Raw genomic sequence first — 20,090 nt, forward strand, 5'->3', positions numbered from 1 at the left:
GAGAGCAATTATCAGGCCACCTTCTTGATGGCGTCACCGAGGATCGAGACCATCTGGTCGATATGGCTCTTCTCGACGATGAGCGGAGGCGACATCGCGAAAGAGTCGCCGCTCATGCGCAGGTAAAGGCCGGTGTTGAAGCAGTCGACCATGACGTCATAGCCGCGCGCGCCGACGGCGCCGCCACGCGGTGCCAGCTCGACCGCGCCCATCAGGCCGCAATTGCGGATGTCGACGACGTTGGGCAGACCTTTGAGCGAATGCAGCGCATCGCGCCAATATTCGGCGATCGACGCGCCGCGCGTCAGCAGCCCCTCGTCCTTGTAGATGTCGAGCGTCGCGATGCCGGCGGCGCAGGCGGTCGGATGCGCCGAATAGGTGTAGCCGTGGAACAGCTCCATCTGGTTCTCGGGACCGACCATCAGCCCGTCGTGCACCTTGCGGCTCGCGAACACCGCGCCGCAGGGAATCGTGCCGTTGGTGATGCCCTTGGCCGTCGTCATCAGGTCCGGCGTGACGCCGAAGAAATTGGCGGCGAACGGCGTGCCCAGGCGGCCGAAGCCGGTGATGACCTCGTCGAAGATCAGCAGGATGCCGTGCTTGTCGCAGATCTCGCGCAGGCGCTGCAGATAGTCCTTCGGCGGCGGCAGCACCGCGGTCGAGCCCGGCACAGGCTCGACGATGACGGCGGCGATGGTCTCGGCGCCATGCAAGCCAACCAGACGCTCGAGATCGTCGGCGAGCTCGGCGCCATGCTCCGGCTGATCCTTGGCGAAGGCGTTGCGGGTGAGATCGTGGGTGTGGCGGATGTGGTCGACGCCGGGCAGCAGCGTCGTGAAGGCGCGCCGGTTGGCGACCATGCCGCCGACCGAGGTGCCGCCGAAGCCGACGCCGTGATAGCCGCGCTCGCGGCCGATCAGCCGGGTGCGGCTCGCCTGTCCGGTGGCGCGGTGATAGGCGAGCGCGATCTTCAGCGCGGTGTCGACCGACTCGGAGCCGGAATTGGTGAAGAAGACGCGGTCGAGACCCTTCGGCGCGATCTCGGCGAGCCGCTCGGCGAAGTCGAACGCCAGCGGATGACCCATCTGGAACGACGGCGCGAAGTCCAGCGTCATCAGCTGGCGCTCGACCGCAGCCGCAATCTGCTTGCGGCCGTGACCGGCATTGACGCACCAGAGGCCGGCGGAGCCGTCGATCACCTTGCGGCCGTCGACGGTGGTGTAGTGCATGCCCTCGGCCGAGGAGAACAGGCGCGGCGCCTTCTTGAACTGCCGGTTGGCCGTGAACGGCATCCAGAACGAGTCGGTCTTGATAGTGTTCGGAATCTGATGAAGGGTCACGGCCGCGCTCCTTTGCTGACCCCATAGCAGAGGCACGGCTTGGAATGCGCAACAAGTCCTTTTCTGCTCGGCCGCAACCCATTGATTTGACTGGGGCTGTCGGTCCATATTTGCGCGATCCGCAACACCTGCAACAGGGGACCTGGGCTATGAGCGTCGACATCGGCGGACGGCTGCGATTCATCCGGGCGCGCCACAAGCTGTCGCAGCGCGAACTGGCCAAGCGCGCGGGGGTCACCAATTCGACGATCTCGCTGATCGAATCCAACCAGATGAACCCGTCGGTCGGCGCGCTCAAGCGCATCCTCGACGGCATCCCGATGGGGCTCGCCGAGTTCTTCGCGCTGGAGCCGGAAAGCCGGCGCAAGATCTTCTACCGCGCCGAGGAGCTGACCGAGGTCGGCAAGAAGCCGATCTCCTATCGGCAGGTCGGCGACAATCTGTTCGGCCGCAGCCTGCAGATCCTCAAAGAGCGTTACGAGCCCGGCAGCGACACCGGCCGCGTCCACCTCGTCCACGACGGCGAGGAAGGCGGCATCGTGATCTCGGGCAAGCTCGAAGTCACCGTCGAGGACGAACGCCGCATCCTCAATCCGGGCGATGCCTATTATTTCGAGAGCCGCCGCCCGCACCGCTTCCGCTGCGTCGGCGGCAAGCCGTGCGAAGTGATCTCGGCCTGCACACCGCCGACGTTCTGACTACGGTCCGCCGCATCGGAAGGAACCGGCTTTTATCCTGCCAGGCTTGAGCCATCTCAATTTTCGCCGGACCCCACCGCTCTATATTGCCAAACGTAGCCGAGATATTGCCAAACGTAGCCGAGCAGCCTGGCGCAAAGGTGCTGAGGTTATGGCCCCGGGCTCCTAGGCTCGCCGGGGCCGCTTCGTAGACGGAGCCCACGCATGAAGACTACCCCCGCCAATGCGGAAGCCGAAGCCGTACCCGAACTGGCATTGCGCGATGCCGACAAGCTTCTTTCGCGCGAGCTGCGCAAGGCGATCGCCAAATACATCGAGCTGCAAAGAGAGGCGGTGAAGGACCGCCGCAGGAAGCTGAATTAATGGGACCAGGCCTCGCCCGAGCGCTCCTGAACCTTGGAGTCGCGGCGGACGACCAACCGGCAGCCACGATCTTGATCCAGCCAAGGGCCGCCAATGTTCGCCCCCTACCGCCTCGCGCTCATCACCGCGACGGTCCTGCTCGCTCCCGTCACCTGCCATGCCATGGACGATTACCTCCGCGCCGCCAGCGCTGCGCCGGTGAAGATCACGCTATGCGGCGAGGCCGACGGCAACGGTAGCGGGATCAAGCCAGCCGCCTGCAAGGAAAAGGGCTACGACAAGCTCGTCGCCGCGATCGACAGATCGTTCGACGCGGCGCTCGCCAGGACGCCCGCAAATATCCGGCCACTCCTCAAGCGCGACGAGGCCTGGTTCAACGAGATGATCTCGCAAGCCGCCGACACCGTGCAGGAGGTCAATGAGGCCGAGCTCAGCGACAATTTCGTCGCGACGCTGCGCCAGCGCAAGGACGCGCTCGACGAGATTGCCGGCGGCTTCGGCCGTGGCGGGCTCTCCGGCAAGTGGACCAACGCATTCGGAAAGCTCACCATCTCACCGGATGCAAACGGCGCGCGGCGCATCACGGTCGATATGAATGCCTATTACGGCAGTGACAAGCATCGGCAATGCAGGCTCAGCACGACGGTGACAAAGGGCGGCAGCTGGCTCAGCGGGTCGATCCAGCCGCCGGATGCCGGGCCCTCGAACAGCGCATCGGCAAGCCAGGAGCGTGCCAGGCCAGCGAAACCCGCGACGATCAAGCTCCGTCGCCAAGGCGAGACGCTTCGCGTCGTCATGATCGATGGCGACGATACGATCGGGGATCGCGACGAGTGCGATGATCCCTCGCAGATCACCGGCACTTATTTCGCGAGCGGCAGCTCCGATGTGGCCGACAAGACCGAGACCTCGTTCGCCGCGCCGACCTTCGACTGTACGCGTCCGGAGACGGCGACGGACGAGGAAATCTGCGCCGACCCGGATCTCGCCGAGAACGATCAGCGATTGAACCGCGCCTGGAAGGCGCTGCTGCCGCGGCTCGACGATCCGACGCGGCGCGCACTGACGGAGGACCAGCGCAACTGGGTGCGCACACAGACCGAGGAATTCCCGGAATTTCTCCATCCAGCCTGGAACAAGCGGACCGCGGAGATGCACTTCACGGCCGACGCACGGGATCACGTCGATGCCCTGCAGCGCGAGCGGATCGCGCTGCTGGAAGGCTTCGACGACAAGCGCGCAGGCCTCGCCGGCATCTGGCTCGCCTACAACGCGATTCTGAAGGTCACCGTCGACAAGGATGGCCGGCTGATCGCGCACGGCTGGAAATGGGAGCAGGGCGACTGGAAGGCCGGCTGCGACTACGACATGACCGGCAAGATGGTCGGCGGCACGTTCCGCGCCGACGGACAGCGCAAGAACCCGGACACGCTGGAGCGCGACCACGCCATGCTGGTCGTCAACCGTCTCGACGATTCATTCGCGAAGAAGCGCAGCGGCAAGGACGACGACGACGAGGCGAAGTGCAAGCGAAGGCTCGACAATTCCTCGACCGCACGGCTGTTTCCGGCGCGTCCCTCGCCCGACATCGACAATTTCTCCGGCTCGATCCGCTGACGGCACCGGGCACGGCGCGCCCGGTGCCGCGCGGTTCCTCAAAGCTGCGTCAGCAACTCCTCGATCCGGATCGGGAATCTGCGGACCCGCACGCCGGTCGCATGCCAGACCGCGTTGGCGACAGCGCCGGCGCTGCCGGTGATGCCGATTTCGCCGACGCCCTTGATACCGAGCGCGTTGACGTGCGGGTCGTGCTCCTCGACCGTGATCACGTCGAGCGGCGGCACGTCGGCATTCACGGGGACGTGGTACTCGCCGAGATTGGCGTTCATGATCCGCCCGGTACGGCGATCGGTAATCGCCTCCTCGTGCAGCGCAAAGGACAGGCCCCAGATCATGCCGCCGAACAGCTGGCTCTGCACCATCCGCGGATTGACGATACGTCCGGCAGCAAAGGCCCCGACCATGCGGCTGACACGCACCTGACCGAGCTCGGGATCGACCTTCACCTCCGCGAACACCGCGCCATGGGCATGCATGGCATATTCCTCCATCGCGGCAGGATTTGGCGCGCCGGTCCCGCGGGCCTCGACCTCCGCGACGCCGGCGCGCGCGAGGATCTCGGCGTAGCTCTCACTGCGGCTTTCATCGTCGCGTCTGACCAGCCTTCCCTCGCGCGCGATCACGCCGGCATTGCCGGCGCCGAACAGCGGCGAGCGCTCGTCTCCGGTGGCGAGATCGGCCAGCTTTGCGATCACGGCCGCGCCGGCGCTGTGGATCGCAGCACCGGCCGTGGCCGTATGCGCGGAGCCGCCGGCGATGCCGGCATCGGGCAGATCGGACGTCCCCGCCTTGAATTCGACGCGCGCGATATCGAGGCTGACGGCATCGGCCGCGATCTGGGCCAGCGCCGTCCAGGCGCCCTGCCCCATGTCGTGCGCACCGGTCTCCATCACGCCTGAGCCGTCGCGCCGGATCGCCGCGCGCGCTTCCGCCTGGAACATCAGCGCCGGGAAGGTCGCCGTGCCCATGCCCCAGCCGACCAGGAGGCCGGCATCGTCGCGCATCTGCCGCGGCTGCAGCGAACGTTTCGCCCAGCCGAAGCGCGCGGCGCCCTGCTCGTAACAGGCACGCAGCGCTTTCGAAGAGAACGGCTTGCCGCTGATCGGCTCGCGCTCGGCATAGTTCTTCAGACGGAAAGCCAGCGGATCCATTCCGCAAGCCCAGGCCATTTCGTCGATCGCGCTCTCCAGCGCAATCGAGCCGGTCGCCTCGCCGGGCGCGCGCATGAACAGCGGCGTCCCGGTGTTGACGCGCACGGCGTCATGCGAGGTGCGGATGGCGGGTGCCGTATAGAGCGTATGCGAGGCATCGGCCGCGGGCTCGTAAAAATCGTCGAACGTGCTCGACACCGTCCGCGCATGGTGATCGAGCGCGGTCAGACGTCCCTCGCCGTCGGCGCCGAGGCGCAGGCGCTGGCGCGTGGGGGCGCGATGGCCGACCGGGCCATACATCTGCTCACGACCCAGCACCAGCTTGACCGGCCTGCCCACCAGCTTGGCCGCCATGATGCCGAGGACCGGCGGGCCGCCCATCAGCCCCTTCGAGCCGAAGCCGCCGCCGAGGAAGGGACTGCGGATGTGGATCTTGTCGTGCGCGATGCCGAACAGCTCAGCGATGCGCGCGAGCGACAGCTTCAGACCTTGGGTCGGCATGTCCACCGACAGCCTGTCGCCGTCCCAGCTTGCGACGACCCCGTGCGGCTCCATCGCGTTGTGATATTGCGGCGGCGTCTCGTAAGTCGCCTCGATCCGCTTCTCGGCCGAGGCAAGGCCCGCTTCAACGTCACCGCGGTGATTTTCGCTGGGATTGCCGACGCCGACAACGGGCGGCACGAAACTCTCGCCGGCGTCGAGCCCGACCAGCGGAGGCAGCGTCTCGTAGCGCGGCGCCAGCAGCACCGCGCCTTCCGTCGCCGCCTCCACCGTTTCCGCGATCACGACCGCGATGGGCTGGTTGGCGTAGCGGACTTCGTTGCTCTGCAACGCTTCCATCCGGAACACGAACGGATTGGTCTTGATCTCCGGATCGATCGCGAGCGGGGGCTTGTGCTCCGGCGTCATGACGTCGACGACGCCAGGATGACGCTTGGCGGCGGCGACATCGAGGAAGGTCACGCGGCCGCGCGCGATGCTGGAAGCGGCGATCACCGCGAACAGCATGCCGGGCGGATGATTGTCGGCGGCATAGGTCGCCTGCCCCGTGACCTTAAGGACGCCGTCGCGGCGGGTCAGCGGCTGGCCGATATTCGAGCCATGCCGCAGATGGGCGGGTGCGCTGGTGAGGTTGAGCTCAGGCATGAATGGCTCCGGACGTCGAGGCAAAGGGAGACGCCGGCAGCGCCGGCAGGCGCGCGGGCGTACCGGCGGCGGCGAGGGTCAGCGCGCGCACGACGATGCGGCGCGCGAGCTCGATCTTGAAGGCATTGTCGCCGGAGGGCTTTGCGTCGGTCAGCGCACGCCAGGCGGCCTCCTGGAAGACGTCCGCCGTGGGCGCGACGCCCCTGAGCACGTCTTCCGCGGCACGGGCCCGCCAGGGCTTTGCGGCAACGCCGCCGAGCGCGAGCCGGGCTTCCGTGATCTTGCCGCCCTCGATCCGCAATGCAGCTGCGGCGGACACCACGGCGAAGGCGTAGGAGGTGCGCTCACGGACCTTGAGGTAGCGCGCATGCGCCGCGAACGCGCGCGCCGCCGGCGGCAGGCGCACCGCAACGATGAGGTCGCCGGGCTCGAGCACGGACTCGCGCGCGGGCGTGTTGCCGGGCAGACGATGCAGCTCGTCGAGCGCGATCTCGCGACGGCCGCCCTTGCCCTCGATCTCGACCATGGCATCGAGCGCGACCAGCGGCACGCAGAAGTCGGACGGATGCGTGGCGATGCAATTCTCGCTCCAGCCGAGCACCGCGTGGGTGCGGTTCTCGCCGTCGCGGGCATCGCAGCCGCTGCCGGCCTCGCGCTTGTTGCAGCGGCTGGCGGTGTCGTAGAAATACGCACAGCGCGTTCGTTGCAGCAGATTGCCGCCGACGGTCGCGGCATTGCGCAACTGCGCGGAAGCCCCGGAGAGGAGCGCCTCGGCGACGGCCGGATAGGACTTTGCAAAGGCCGGGTCATGCGCGAGATCGGCATTGCTCACCAGCGCTCCGATGCGCAACGAACCGTCGGCGAGAGTCTCGATTGCGTCGAGCCCGTCGAGATGGGTGACGTCGACGAGACGGTCCGGACGGCTGACGCCGCCCTTCATCAGATCGAGCAGATTGGTGCCGGCGGCGAGATAGGCGGCGCCGGGCTGGGCCGCGGCGGCGACGGCCTCTGCGACCGTGGCCGGCCTGACATAATCGAACGATTTCATGCCGAGCGCCTCTGGTTGGATTCGTCCATCTGTCCTTGCGCATCGAGCACGGCATCGACGATGCCGGCGTAGGCGCCGCAGCGGCACAGATTGCCGCTCATGCATTCGCGGATGCGCTCGGGGTCGTTACCGGCCTGCGCTTCCTGCATCATGCCGATCGCGCTCATGATCTGGCCTGGCGTGCAGAAGCCGCACTGGAATCCGTCATGGGCGATGAAGGCGGCCTGCACCGGGTGAAGCTGGTCGCCGCGCGCGACACCCTCGATGGTGAGGATGTCGGCCCCGTCATGGCTGATGGCGAGCGCGAGACAGGAATTGATGCGCTTGCCGTCGACCAGAATGGTGCAGGCGCCGCACTGGCCGCGATCGCATCCCTTCTTGGTGCCGGTGAGATGGAGGCGCTCACGCAGGAGATCGAGCAGCGTGACGCGCGGATCGTCGAGGACGAAGTCGCGCCGCGCACCGTTCACGGTGAGGCTGATGGAGTGGTTCATACAAGGCTCCGATCAGATTTGGACATGAGTCATCGCGCAGCGCGCCACCGCCGTGGCCGCTGTCGACATGCGCCGGCCAGGCAGACGCCGGGCCAATAGCCAAGCGAAGATACGGAGGCACCCTCCGTTTAACAAGGGCCGGTGGAAAAATATTGGAATTCGTCAAAAGCCCCTGCGCCACCAACGCGATGCAGCTAGCCAAGGGTCCGACGAGGGTTCAATCTAACCAGTTCGTGATCTAGATTGCCTGATATGGACGACCACAGCGACCAGACCAGAAAGCCCCGTGCCGATGCCGTGCGCAATCGCGAGCGCGTGCTCGAGGCGGCGAAAGCCGTGTTCAGCGCCGGCGGCCCCGAAGCGAGCCTGGAGGCCGTCGCCAAACGGGCCGGCGTCGGCATCGGCACGCTGTATCGGCATTTTCCGACGCGCGAGGATCTATTCGAGGCGGTGTACCGCCGCGAGGTCGAGCAGCTCAGCGAGCTGGCCGAGCAGTTGAAGAATTCCAAGGATCCGGTCGATGCGCTCCGCCGCTGGCTGCGCTCAGGTGTCGAATTCGTCGCCACCAAGAAGGGGATGATGGCAGCCCTGGCGCTTGCGGTGCAGAGCGGGTCCGAGCTGCACGTCTTCTCGTTCGATCGCCTGACCAAGGCGATCGGCTCGCTGCTCGACCGCGCAGTCTCGGCCGGCGAGTTGCGCCCCGATATCAGTCCCGAGGACTTGCTGCGCGCGTTCTTCGGCATGTGCTACATCCACGACCAGCCTCGCTGGCAGTCAACCGCGCTGCGGCTCCTCGACGTGTTCGTCGATGGCCTGCGCGTGCAGCCGGCGGGCAAGGCCGAGACAGGGACCAGCAAGGCGCGCGCCGCAAGGGGCGCGAAACCCGCGATGAAACGCAAGCGATAGCGCGCCCGTATTTCCCTGAGGTCATGCTAGAATAAGCATCGCCGGGATTTCAACGCGGAGCCTGCCATGCGCATTGCCGCCTTGCTCGTTGCTATCAGCATTGTCTTCAGCTCCGCCGCAGCCCTCGCCGACGATGTTGCCGCGGCGCAGGGCGTCATCCGCGCCCAGGAGCAGGCGTTTGCGCGTGACGATGCGGCCGCGGCCTATTCCCATGCCGCACCGGCGATCAAGGAGATCTTCCCCGCGCCCGACATCTTCATGGCGATGGTGCGGAACGGCTACGCGCCGGTGTACCGCCACAACAGTTTCGAGTTTGGCGAGAGCAAGATCGAGGGCGGCTGGATTGCCCAGCGCGTCCACATCGTCGATGCCAATGGCGAAGCGTGGGAAGCGCTCTACACGCTCGAGCAGCAGGCGGACGGAAGCTACAAGATCACCGGCTGCTCGCTGCTGAAGGCGGGACAGGCGGTCTAGATCGCGAAACCCGGTCCCGCCTTGGCCGCGCTCATCCGCGAGCGGATCAGCAGCAGCACGACGATGCTGATGTTGAGCGCGTTCCAGGCCACGCCGTTCGCGAACGCCGCGCCGTAGGAGCCGGTGGCATCGAAGATCACGCCCGACACCCAGCCTCCAAAGGACATGCCGACCACGGAGGCGAAGATCACGATGCCGACGCGGGTCGCCGCCTCGCTCGCCGGCATCGCCTCGCGGACGATGATGGCGTAGCTCGGCACGATGCCGCCCTGGAACAGGCCGAACATCGCGGAGATGAGATAGAGCGAGGCGAGGCTGTCGAAGAATAGATAGAACACCAGCGCAAATCCCTGCGCCAGCGACCCGACCAGCAACGTGCGGATGCCGCCGATCTTGTCGGCGAGATAGCCGGAGCCGATCCGGCTGATGATGCCGCAGCCCATCATCAAGGACAACATCTCGGCGCCGCGCGCCACGCCGTAGCCGAGATCGCCGCAATAGGCGACGATATGCACCTGCGGCATCGCCATGGCGACGCAGCAGGAGATGCTGGCGATCGAGAGCAGCACGGTCAGCGTGTTGGTCGACAGCTTGAGATCGACGCGGGGCGGCGGCGCGTTGGCATGATCGCGGATATGGTCGTCGCCCATCTGCGCGCGCAGGACGAGGACCAGAAGCGCCATCGTGCTCGCGCAGACCATGCCGATGCCAATATGGGTGTAGCGCCAGCCGATCGTCTGCGTGCCCCAGCTCACGATCGGCGGCCACATCGTTCCGGCGACGTAATTGCCGCTGGCGACGATGGTCACGGCAAGGCCGCGATAGCGCTCGAACCAATGCGAGGCTTCCGCCATCAGCGGAGCGAAGGTCGCGGAGGTGCCGAGGCCGATCAGGAAGTAGGCGGCGACGAACTGCCAGAGCTGACTAGACAGCCCCGCCAGCACATTGGCGATGCCGAGAAAGGCAATGCTGATCGCCATCGCGAGCACGATGCCGAACCGGTCGGTGATCTTGCCGGCGATCACGCCGCCGAGCCCGAAACCGAACATCATCAGCGTGAAGGCCAGCGACACGGCGCCGCGCGTCGCACCGAATTCGGCCTGCACCACGGGAATCACGACCACGACCGCCCACATGCCGACGGCACCGATCGAGCCGATCACAAGCGCAAGAACGAGGCGCACCCAGGCCTGACGCGAATCAGGCGTGAAGGAGGCCGGTGTTTGTCCTGGATGATTTGGTGCGTGCACGGCGCGGACCATGACCCGCGGATCGTCGCATGGTCAAGCATTGTGGCGCGATATTGGGCATGCGCGGTGCACTGCGGTAAGAAGGTGCTTGGCGAATGCGTGATTTGCCACTAATTTGCAATCAGCGTGTGCACCATCGCCGCGCGAAGAGCATGTCGGCGGAATGTTGCTGCGATTGACACGATCGATGCGGATCAGGGTGGGGCGCCTCGTTGCCCTCGCCTATCTGTTCTGCGTGCTCGCGCCAGCCGCAAGCCTCGCATGGGGCAGCGGCCCAGCGCCGTGTCTTGACGAGGCCGTGCTGGCGGATGCCATGCCGCTACATCACCGGATGCCGGCCGGCCACGTGCATGACGGCGCATCACATGACCATGCGGGAACCCACGCCCATCACCACACCGCCGCGCAGGATGCACCGGCGTCGCATCATCACGGCGGCAAGGGAACAGTCGGCCCCTGCTGCGCGATGATGTGCGTGAGCGCGTTGCCGGCCGATCTTCCCAGCGTCGCCAAGCCGCTTCTGCCCGTCTCCGCCTGCGCGCCCGAGATCGTGGCCAGCCTGGGCAGCGCGGCGGCCCCCCTGCACTACCGCCCTCCCATCGCCTGATCTGACCCGACGATTTCGGGCTGTTGCGCGCTTTTGCGCGCGCGGACCTGTGGTCTTTCAGATCAGGGATGAATCATGCTGACGCTTTCCGGGGCGGAGTCCGCCGCAATATTCGCGGTCGATGCGCGACACTTTCGATTCCATTGGCCGCTGCTGGCCGCACTTGCGCTGGCGCTGTCCGGCTGCGTGCCGGCAACCACGCACGTCGCGGGTGCCGATCCTGCCGATCCATCGGCAAAAATCGCGCCTGTCGGCTATCGATCGACTGTCGCGCCTTACAGCAGCCTGCGGCCAGCGACGCCGGCGCCATGGCGCGAGCGCAACGGCGCCGTCACGCCGCAACCCAAGCAAGACCGGTAGGAGCGCGCCATGACGTGCCATTTTGCGCGAGGCCTGCTCGTCCTCACCGCGTTCAGCGTCTCCGGTTGCGCCGCGTTCTCGCCCGACAGCGGCATGAGCGCGGTCTCCGAGCTGACGAGCCAGACCATCAACAAGGACGTCGCCTTCGTGCGAACGGGGGAGGGCGCCGGCGCGGTCGACGCGCGCGTTCACCAATTACTGGCGCGCACGCTGAGCGTCGACAGCGCCGTGCAGATCGCACTGCTCAACAACAAGGGACTGCAAGCCGCCTATAACGAGCTTGCATTGGCCGAGGCTGATCTGGTCGAGCAGAGCCTGCCACCCAACCCGATCTTCTCGATCTCGCGCATCACAGGCAATGGCGCCAGCGAGATCGAGCGCCAGGTGGTCGGTGATATCCTTGCACTCGCCACCCTGCCGTTCCGCTCCGACATTGCCCGCGAGCGTTTTCGCCAGGCCCAATTGCGCGCCGCGCTGGCAACGCTGCGGCTCGCCGCCGACGTCCGCCGCGCTTATTGGCGTGCGGTTGCCGGCAACGAAATGGTGGTGCTGCTGACCGACGCGAAGGCCACGGCGGAATCGACCGCGCAGCTCGCGGCCAAGCTCGGCGAGACCGGCTCGCTCAACAAGCTCGACCAGGCCCGCGAGCAGGTGTTTTACGCCGAGACCACCGCCGACCTCGCCACCGCGCGACAGACCGCAGCGAGCGAACGCGAAAGGCTTGCACGCCTGATGGGATTGTGGGACGGCGGCCTCGACTTCCGCCTGCCGAACGCGCTGCCACCACTACCGCGCCGGCCGCAGACCTTGCCTTCGATCGAGGCCGACGCGGTCGCCCATCGCATCGACCTTCAGATCGCTCGGCTGGAGCTGGCGGCGCTGGCCAAGGCCTTGAACCTCACCGAGGCGACGCGCTTCGTCACGCTGCTCGATCTCGCCGGCATCTCCCGCCGCACTCAGGATCCGGAAAGCGCACCGTTCCGCGAGCGAGGCTTTGACGTACAGTTCCAGATCCCGATCTTCGACGGCGGCGAGGTGCGGGTGCGGCAGGCCGCGGAGACCTACAATCTCGCCTTCAACCGCCTCACCGAGCGCGCCGTCAACGTGCGCTCCGAGGCGCGCGATGCTTATCGCGTCTATCGCTCGACCTACGATATCGCCAGCCATTACCAGCGCGAGATCATCCCCTTGCGCAAGATCATCACCGAGGAGATGCAGCTGCGCTTCTCCAGCATGCAAGTCGACATCTTCGCACTGCTGACCGAAGCGCGGCAGCGCCTGGCCTCGCTGCGCGGCGCGATCGACGCCAGGCAGAGATTCTTTCTCGCCCAGGCCGACTTGCAGACCGCCGTCAACGGCGGTGGCGCGTCGACCGCCGGCAGCGACAATCCAACCACCGTCGCCGCGGCAGCACCTGCCGATGGCGGCGGCCACTGAGATGGAGGCCAAGATGTTTTCCCGCCGAGGATTCTTAGGGACTGCCGCGCTCGTCGGCGCATCTGCGGTTCAAGGCCGCGTGCAGGCAGCGTCGATTCCGGAAGCCCCGCACATGGACAAGGTGGTGATGCAGCCGCCGCTGCATCCGATCAGCGGACCCGACTATCGTCCCGTGGTGACGCTGAACGGCTGGTCGCTGCCGTTCCGCATGAACGGCGACTGGAAGGAATTCCATCTGGTCGCCGAGCCCGTGGTGCGCGAATTCGCCGAGGGCATGAAGGTGAATTTGTGGGGCTATAACGGCCAGTCGCCCGGACCGACCATCGAGGCGGTCGAGGGCGACAAGGTCCGCATCTTCCTCACCAACCGCTTGCCCGAATATACCACCGTGCACTGGCACGGCATGATCATTCCGAGCGGCATGGACGGCGTCGGCGGATTGAACCAGCCGCACATCCAGCCGGGAAAAACCTTCGTCTACGAGTTCGAGATGAAGAAAAGCGGGACCTTCATGTACCACCCGCATTCCGACGAGATGGTGCAGATGGCGATGGGCATGATGGGCATGGTCGTCGTGCATCCGCGCGACCCGAGCTTCCGGCCCGTCGACCGCGACTTCGTCTTCGTGATGAGCACCTATCGCGTCGACCCCGGCACCTATCTGCCGCACGTCAACGAGATGACCGACTTCAACATGTGGACCTGGAATGCGCGGGTGTTTCCCGGCATCGATCCCTTAGCCGTGCGGCTCGGTGACAAGGTGCGCGTGCGCATCGGCAATCTCAGCATGACCAACCATCCGATCCATCTGCACGGCCACAGCTTTGCGGTGACCTGCACCGACGGCGGCTGGATTCCGGAGAGCGCGCAATATCCGGAGACGACGACCGACGTGCCGGTCGGTGCCGTCAGGGTGTTCGACGTGCTCGCCGACAATCCAGGCGACTGGGCGTTCCATTGCCACAAGTCGCATCACACCATGAACGCGATGGGGCACGACGTGCGCAACCTGATCGGGGTGTCGCGCAAGGATCTCGCCAAGGCTGTCGGCAAGCTCGCGCCTGACGGCATGGCGATGGGCTCGACCGGCATGGCGATGGGCAACATGGAGATGCCCGCGCCCGACAACACGCTGCCGATGATGACGGGCACAGGACAATTCGGCCCGATCGAGATGGGCGGCATGTTCACGGTGATGAAGATCCGCGAGGACCTCGCGCGCGACGATTACCGCGATCCCGGGCCGTACAAATTCCCGCAAGGCACCGTCGCCTACGAGGTCGCGGCGCCGGCCGCGGAGCCGGCGCGGCAGCAGCCGGGCAGCCCACCGATGAAACACAAGATGTGAGCGTTTCGATGAACCATCAACTGGAGATGACGATGAAGATGATCAAACTTGGCCTCGCGCTGGTTGCGCTGTCGACTGCGCCGGCTTTCGCGCACGACAAGCACGGGCACGCGAGCTTTTCGGCCGGCGAGCCCGGCGATCCCAACAAGCCCGCGCGCACCATCGAGATCCTGCTCAACGAGATGGACTACACACCTGCCAGGATCGAGGTCAAGCGCGGCGAGCAGATCCGCTTCGTGCTGCGCAATGTCGGCAAGGAGGACCACGAATTCCTGCTCGCCACCACCAAAGAGAATCTCGCGCATGCGGTGGAGATGAAGAAGCATCCGCATATGGAGCACGACGATCCCAACGGGGTCAGGCTCGCGACGCAAAAGACGGCCGAGATCCTCTGGAAGTTCAGCAAGCCCGGCACGTTCGAATATTCGTGCCTCATTCCCGACCACCGCGACAACGGCATGGTCGGTCACGTCACCGTCAAGTAACGCGAAGGGAGTCTCGCATGAACCGCATCATCAATATCATTGCTGCGCTGGCGCTGACGTTGAGCGTCGCCATCGGAGCCGTTGCCAACCGAGCCCTGGCGGTCGAGGCCGCCTCGATCAGCGGTGAGGTGAAAAAAATCGACGAGGGCGCCGGCAAGATCACGCTCAAGCACGGGCCGGCGAAGAGCCTCGGCATGGAAGAGCCCATGACCATGGTCTACCGCGTCAAGGACCCCGCCATGCTCAAGCAGGTGAAGGTCGGCGACAAGGTGACCTTCGAGGCCGAGGAGGCGGCGTCGGGGTACACGGTGACGAAGATGGACAAGGCGAAATAGCCTCTCCGGTCATTCCGGGGCGCGCCGCTTGGCGCGCGCCCGGAATCCATATCCCCACAATACCTGCCGCCCGATGGATTCCGGGTTCGGCTCTGCGAGCCGCCCCGGAATGACGACTGCCGCCCCGAAACACCCCGGTCCGCCCCCTTCCCACCCCCTCCGTTAACCCTTTGCTAACCATACACCCGGCAAGAATTGCCGGGTGAAGTCGAGTGTCGTCGGCCGCGTAAAACGGGAGGACCCCCGTGGACGCCAGTGCGGTGCCTCACTTTCGAAACGGCGGCCCCTCGGCCGCCGCGCAGACGTTTGGGGCGCGCGGACGGCAGTCGCGCGGGGAGGCAGCTACCATGGTCGACGTCACCGCGGGACAGGGCGTAGGCGCCGCAAGAACCGGCATCCCCTCCGTCAACGAGATCGTCACCATCCTCAAGCGCGGCGACATCGCGCTGGCGCTCGGCATCCTCACCATCCTGGTGGTGCTGATCCTGCCGCTGCCCGCGATCGTGCTGGACCTGTTCCTGGCGATCTCGATCACGCTCTCGATCCTGATCCTGATGACCTCGCTGTTCATCCAGACGCCACTGGAATTCTCGGCCTTCCCGACCGTCCTCTTGATCTCGACCATGCTGCGCCTGTCGCTCAACATGGCTTCGACCCGCCTGATCCTGTCGCACGGGCACGAGGGCACGGCTGCCGCCGGTCACGTCATCGAAGCCTTCGGCAGCTTCGTGATGGGCGGCAATTTCGTCATCGGCATCATCGTCTTCGCCATCCTGATCATCGTCAACTTCGTCGTCATCACCAAGGGTTCGGGCCGTATCGCCGAAGTCGCCGCCCGCTTCCACCTCGACGCCATGCCCGGCAAGCAGATGGCGATCGACGCCGACCTCTCCGCCGGCCTGATCGACGAGAAGGTCGCCAAGGAGCGCCGCAAGGAGCTGGAGGACGAGAGCGGCTTCTTCGGCGCCATGGACGGTGCCTCCAAATTCGTCCGCGGCGATGCCATCGCGGGCCTTCTGATCGTCTTCATCAACGTCGTCGGCGGCATGATCATCGGCGTGGCGCAGCAGGGCTTGTCCTTTGCCGATGCGGGGCGCAGCTACACGCTGCTGACCGTCGGCGACGGCCTCGTCACCCAAGTGCCCGCGCTGATCGTCTCGACCGCGGCCGGCCTGCTCGTCTCCAAGGCCGGCGTGTCGGGCGCCGCCGACAAGGCGCTGATGAAGCAGTTCTCCGGCTATCCGCAGGCGCTCGCGATGTCCTCGGCGGTCATGCTGGTGCTGGCGGCGCTGCCGGGGATTCCGACCATTCCGTTCCTGGCGCTCGGCGCCGGCGCCGGCGCGCTGGCCTGGAACGCCCGCAACCACAACCGGGTCACCGCCAAGGCCGAGGAAGCGGCCAAGGCCGCACCGGCTGCAGGTAGCCCGGGTGCGCCCGGGGCGGCCGCCGCGGAAGAGCCGATCTCCGCCGCGCTCAAGATCGACGACCTCAAGATCGAGCTCGGCTATGCCCTGCTGCCGCTGGTCAACGGCCCCGACGGCACCGACCGTCTCACCGAGCAGATCAAGGCGCTGCGCCGCTCGCTCGCGATCGAGATGGGTTTCGTGATGCCGGCGGTGCGCATCCTCGACAACGTCCAGCTCGAGGCCAACACCTACATCATCAAGATCAAGGAGGTCGATGCCGGCACCGGCAAGATCTGGCCGAACCAGTTCATGGTCATGGACCCCGGCGGCAGCCAGGTGCAGGTGCCCGGCATCCACACCACCGAGCCGACCTTCGGCCTGCCCGCGACCTGGGTCGATGCCAGCCTCAAGGAGGAGGCCTCGCTCAAGGGCTACACCGTCGTCGACGCCGCGACCGTGCTCTCGACCCACCTCACCGAGCTGCTCAAGGCCAACATGTCGGACCTGCTCTCCTACGGCGAGGTGCAGAAGCTGCTCAAGGAGCTGCCGAAGGAGCAGAGCGAGCTGGTCAAGGACATCGTGCCGGCACAGGTCACGGTCTCCGGCATCCAGCGCGTGTTGCAATTGCTGCTCGCCGAGCGGATCTCGATCCGCGACCTCTCGACCATCCTCGAAGGCATCGCCGACTCGCTGGCCTTCTCGCGCAATCCCGCGACCATGGTCGAGCACGTCCGCGCCCGCCTGGCGCGGCAGATCTGCGCGCAGAACACCTCCTACGCCGGCTATCTGCCGCTGATCGCGCTGTCGGCGAAATGGGAGCAGGCCTTTGCCGAATCCATCATTGGCCAGGGCGAGGAACGCAGCCTTGCGATGCAGCCCTCGAAGCTGTCGGAATTCATGACCGCCGTGCGCGAGGCCTTCGAGCGCGCCGCGCGCGAGGGCGAGGCTCCGGTGCTGGTCACCTCTGCGGCCATTCGCCCCTTCGTGCGGTCCCTGGTGGAGCGGTTTCGGGCCCAGACCACCGTGCTGTCGCAGGCTGAAATCCACCCCAGGGCGAGGTTGAAAACGGTCGGAAGCGTCTGATTTGCCTTAAGAAGCCGTGTGTTTTTCGGCCACAGGCAAATGGTTTTTGAGTTCCTGGCGCCTTGTGGACCAACTGGCGAAAAAGGCGCCGGACAAGCACCTTACATCTTTGAAATAATTGCGAAAATGCACGATCAAGGACCTCCGCCTGATCGCGATCTTTCACGTCCTTTCACGCTCTTGTGATGGCCTCTTGGGAACGAATCCCCCCAATACTAGGTTGATGGGCACCGGAAGCATGAACCTGCCTGAACGGCGGGCGACTACTTCGGGTAGATGGCGGCAGGAGGCTTCCATGAACCACTCGATCTACAGCGCAGATCGCGCGACCCATTTGAAAGTCGTGGTCGTCGCCCTCGTCGCAGGGATCGCGGTGGCAGGCCTCGGTATCACGGCACGCACGGGTTCGGATGAAGGCCTGACCCAGACCGCCCGCGTCATCAAGGCCGGCAAGCCGGTCGTTGTCACAAGCGCGAACGCGTCCCTCGTTCGCTAAGGAGATCTGACGAGTTTTTCGAATTCACGCGGCTCTTTACCAGCCCCCCAAAGTCGCCACGTGGATATGTAGACGACCCCAACCCCAAGTCGACTACAGAAAGCGCCCGCCCCCCACGGGCGCTTTCTCATGTCTGGGGTGATGTCGCGGAGGCCTGCAGACGCCACCCAAAGTTCGGGTTTGCGAGCGACGCGACTTGGCCGCCGAAGCCTTTGGCGAAGGCGGAAGCAAACCAGATTGCCGTCGTGGAGTGATTTTGAATTGCTTTCGTCGCAAGCGCTGCTCGCAACGATGGAGTATGGGGGCGATTGCCATGGTTTCTGTACGTGATTATCTCGCTTGGCAAGCGTAGACATCGTCAATTGCCGTGCAAGGTCGCGATTGATTTCAACTCAAAGACAGCGCGGCCGAAGAGGTAGTTAGCGGCACATCAGGTAATGTACGCAGCATTGCCCCGACTACACTGCGCGCAATTCCCACAGCCTCGATAGCCTCTTCCACCGAAAGAATTACTTCGGGGTGTATCAGGGGATTCCTATGCAGCCTCGTCATTTGTTTGATCGACTCAATTACTTTGATGTCGCCAAACTTCTGTTTTTCCATTTCTGCGGCGAAGGTGCCCAATGTCTCAAGAGAAGGCCGGATCGCCCCCTTGGAAACGTGGTCCCAATAGCGCTTCACGACCGCCTCGGTGACACGAAAGATATGGAAACCACACGCGGTTGCGAGTTCAAAGGCCAAAGCTTTCCCAACTTCTTTGGCATCGGGAATTGCCTCTGGCACTTTGGCCGAAAGGGAGACTGGGAAAAGCTTCGTGCCCTCATCGATCAGCGTATTGACTTCGTAGCTCTCTTTTCCGGCAACGAGGAACGACGGGAGGAGACTCAAGTCTGCCAAAAATATAGTCTTGAACTGATCTCGCTCGTGGCTCATCGACCATACATCGTAATCACCAATGGTTGAATTCGGATCATCGACCAATTTCAGCATGACATCGATCGCGGCGTATAATTTACCGGCCTGTTCGCGAGATGCGCGTAAGTATGCCGCGTAAATGCTCTGATTAAACAGCGCTTCAAGCTGACCTTTTGCGTTATGCAGCACGTAAGCTGACGGACGCGGTGGATCCCCCTGAAAGAAAGTGTTGGGTATCGCATCAATCGCTGACACGACATCAAGAAACCACGGCAAAGACATTCGGATCATTTGGCGGCAGCCCCACGAACGTCCGGGCGCGAATCCCCCGGCACTACTCATGGTAGCACCGGGGCATTGGATACGTATAACGTTCACTTAGACGTCCCCCAAATTCATCATTGCGAGCGGAACGAAGCAATCCAGACTCCCTCGGCGGAGGCAACCTGGATTGCTTCGGCGCAAGGGCTCCTCGCAATGAAGGAGTGCGGGGCGATGCCATCGCGTTCTCAATTCGCAATTTCATTGCAGACACACCTTCGCTTCCTCGCGACTCATCTCGCCCGAGCTTTGCACGATCTCTTCACCCTCATGAATGAATGGAGAGGGCGCAGGGAAGACCGGGTGCCAGCCGGGCACCCACGGTCCACTGTGCGAGAGATGGCAACAAGAATTTGCACAGCGGCATACAGGTGGAGCCAAAACATCCGGCCTTCCCTGCGCAGTGGTTTTACGGCTTATGTCGCGCTCTCCCCGGGGAGCGATGCACTATTGCCCCCGTCGCCTTGCGGATGACTGATGCGTGCGCCCGGTCGGGCCGCACACATCACCGCAAGCCTTGACGCACAGACCCCGGGCATCAGGACCACACGATTTCGCCGTACGCTGATCACACCGGTCGTGTGCGCGACGGTTTTGCTCACGGCTCTCCGCCCTGCAAAACCTCTTCGCGCCGATGCAATCAGCGTCCACCGCCGCCCGGCCCGCGTTCGTGACGATCGCGATACGCCCCTCTTCCTTGGGCCGGGTTACCGCGACAAATATGATATTTCCGAATTTCTGTAAATCGGAATATTTTCGATAGCGCGGATTGACCAATGGATTGGGTATTTTGCCCGTCGGGCAACG

Annotated in this window: 19 protein-coding genes; 13 read left to right on the forward strand and 6 right to left on the reverse strand. The window is 64.9% G+C overall.

Annotated features, from left to right (window positions below):
- Positions 1–11 precede the first annotated feature (11 nt).
- Entirely contained in the window at positions 12–1,340 is a 1,329-nt protein-coding gene (gene aptA / locus XH84_RS24820; protein ID WP_164936154.1) for an omega-aminotransferase AptA, read from the reverse strand.
- Between the two features lie 149 nt (positions 1,341–1,489).
- Here aptA and XH84_RS24825 point away from each other — a divergent pair, with 149 nt between their 5' ends.
- The 3 genes from XH84_RS24825 (at position 1,490) to XH84_RS24830 (ending at position 4,018) form a co-directional block, all read left to right on the forward strand.
- Complete coding sequence (locus XH84_RS24825) at positions 1,490–2,038, forward strand: cupin domain-containing protein (RefSeq protein WP_018646206.1); 549 nt, start codon at positions 1,490–1,492, stop codon at positions 2,036–2,038.
- 204 nt (positions 2,039–2,242) lie between these two features.
- Positions 2,243–2,401 carry a hypothetical protein gene (locus tag XH84_RS40005; RefSeq protein WP_164936155.1) on the forward strand — a complete coding sequence of 53 codons (159 nt, stop codon included), beginning with the start codon at positions 2,243–2,245 and terminating at the stop codon, positions 2,399–2,401.
- Positions 2,402–2,494: 93 nt separating this feature from the next.
- Positions 2,495–4,018: a lysozyme inhibitor LprI family protein gene (locus XH84_RS24830; protein ID WP_128918683.1), complete on the forward strand. Its 1,524-nt coding sequence runs from the start codon at positions 2,495–2,497 to the stop codon at positions 4,016–4,018.
- A gap of 38 nt (positions 4,019–4,056) precedes the next feature.
- Here XH84_RS24830 and XH84_RS24835 read toward each other — a convergent pair whose 3' ends face one another.
- The 3 genes from XH84_RS24835 to XH84_RS24845 are packed head-to-tail and all read right to left on the reverse strand — an operon-like array spanning position 4,057 to position 7,860.
- Positions 4,057–6,318 (reverse strand): xanthine dehydrogenase family protein molybdopterin-binding subunit, encoded by a 2,262-nt coding sequence (locus XH84_RS24835; protein WP_128918684.1) that lies wholly within the window; start codon positions 6,316–6,318, stop codon positions 4,057–4,059.
- The gene (locus tag XH84_RS24840; protein ID WP_128918685.1) at positions 6,311–7,366 is read right to left on the reverse strand and encodes an FAD binding domain-containing protein; all 1,056 of its coding nucleotides are present in this window, start codon (positions 7,364–7,366) and stop codon (positions 6,311–6,313) included. The genes XH84_RS24835 and XH84_RS24840 overlap by 8 nt, the downstream gene beginning before the upstream one ends.
- Positions 7,363–7,860, reverse strand: coding sequence for a (2Fe-2S)-binding protein (locus tag XH84_RS24845; protein ID WP_128918686.1), 498 nt, complete (start codon positions 7,858–7,860; stop codon positions 7,363–7,365). The genes XH84_RS24840 and XH84_RS24845 overlap by 4 nt, the downstream gene beginning before the upstream one ends.
- 252 nt (positions 7,861–8,112) lie before the next feature.
- Between XH84_RS24845 and XH84_RS24850 the strand changes: the two genes are divergently transcribed.
- Together XH84_RS24850 and XH84_RS24855 are read left to right on the forward strand one after the other, a co-directional pair.
- Entirely contained in the window at positions 8,113–8,766 is a 654-nt protein-coding gene (locus XH84_RS24850; protein ID WP_128918687.1) for a TetR/AcrR family transcriptional regulator, read from the forward strand.
- A gap of 66 nt (positions 8,767–8,832) precedes the next feature.
- Positions 8,833–9,240 (forward strand): DUF4864 domain-containing protein, encoded by a 408-nt coding sequence (locus XH84_RS24855; protein WP_128918688.1) that lies wholly within the window; start codon positions 8,833–8,835, stop codon positions 9,238–9,240.
- Here XH84_RS24855 and XH84_RS24860 read toward each other — a convergent pair.
- Positions 9,237–10,502: an MFS transporter gene (locus tag XH84_RS24860; RefSeq protein WP_128918689.1), complete on the reverse strand. Its 1,266-nt coding sequence runs from the start codon at positions 10,500–10,502 to the stop codon at positions 9,237–9,239. The genes XH84_RS24855 and XH84_RS24860 overlap by 4 nt on opposite strands.
- 175 nt (positions 10,503–10,677) lie before the next feature.
- On the opposite strand from XH84_RS24860, the gene XH84_RS24865 reads away from it, so the two are divergent.
- The 8 genes from XH84_RS24865 (at position 10,678) to XH84_RS24900 (ending at position 18,047) form a co-directional block, all read left to right on the forward strand.
- Positions 10,678–11,097 carry a hypothetical protein gene (locus XH84_RS24865; protein WP_245471843.1) on the forward strand — a complete coding sequence of 140 codons (420 nt, stop codon included), beginning with the start codon at positions 10,678–10,680 and terminating at the stop codon, positions 11,095–11,097.
- 75 nt (positions 11,098–11,172) lie between these two features.
- Positions 11,173–11,457, forward strand: coding sequence for a hypothetical protein (locus XH84_RS24870; protein ID WP_128918691.1), 285 nt, complete (start codon positions 11,173–11,175; stop codon positions 11,455–11,457).
- Between the two features lie 9 nt (positions 11,458–11,466).
- Complete coding sequence (locus tag XH84_RS24875; RefSeq protein ID WP_128918692.1) at positions 11,467–12,894, forward strand: TolC family protein; 1,428 nt, start codon at positions 11,467–11,469, stop codon at positions 12,892–12,894.
- A 13-nt stretch (positions 12,895–12,907) separates the two neighbouring features.
- A complete protein-coding gene (locus tag XH84_RS24880) occupies positions 12,908–14,242 on the forward strand; it encodes a copper oxidase (protein ID WP_128918693.1) in 1,335 nt (444 codons plus the stop codon).
- Positions 14,243–14,274: 32 nt separating this feature from the next.
- Positions 14,275–14,727 (forward strand): cupredoxin domain-containing protein, encoded by a 453-nt coding sequence (locus tag XH84_RS24885; protein WP_164936156.1) that lies wholly within the window; start codon positions 14,275–14,277, stop codon positions 14,725–14,727.
- 17 nt (positions 14,728–14,744) lie between these two features.
- Positions 14,745–15,062, forward strand: a complete 318-nt coding sequence (locus XH84_RS24890) for a copper-binding protein (protein ID WP_128918695.1) — start codon at positions 14,745–14,747, stop codon at positions 15,060–15,062.
- 347 nt (positions 15,063–15,409) lie between these two features.
- Entirely contained in the window at positions 15,410–17,551 is a 2,142-nt protein-coding gene (gene flhA, locus XH84_RS24895) for a flagellar biosynthesis protein FlhA (protein WP_164936157.1), read from the forward strand.
- Positions 17,552–17,846: 295 nt separating this feature from the next.
- Positions 17,847–18,047 (forward strand): hypothetical protein, encoded by a 201-nt coding sequence (locus tag XH84_RS24900; protein ID WP_128918697.1) that lies wholly within the window; start codon positions 17,847–17,849, stop codon positions 18,045–18,047.
- A 387-nt stretch (positions 18,048–18,434) separates the two neighbouring features.
- On the opposite strand, the gene XH84_RS24905 is transcribed toward XH84_RS24900, so the two are convergent.
- On the reverse strand, positions 18,435–19,253 hold the full coding sequence (locus tag XH84_RS24905; RefSeq protein ID WP_128918698.1) for a hypothetical protein: 819 nt from the start codon (positions 19,251–19,253) through the stop codon (positions 18,435–18,437).
- Positions 19,254–20,090 lie beyond the last annotated feature (837 nt).

Source organism: Bradyrhizobium nanningense (assembly GCF_004114535.1).
Lineage (GTDB): Bacteria > Pseudomonadota > Alphaproteobacteria > Rhizobiales > Xanthobacteraceae > Bradyrhizobium > Bradyrhizobium nanningense.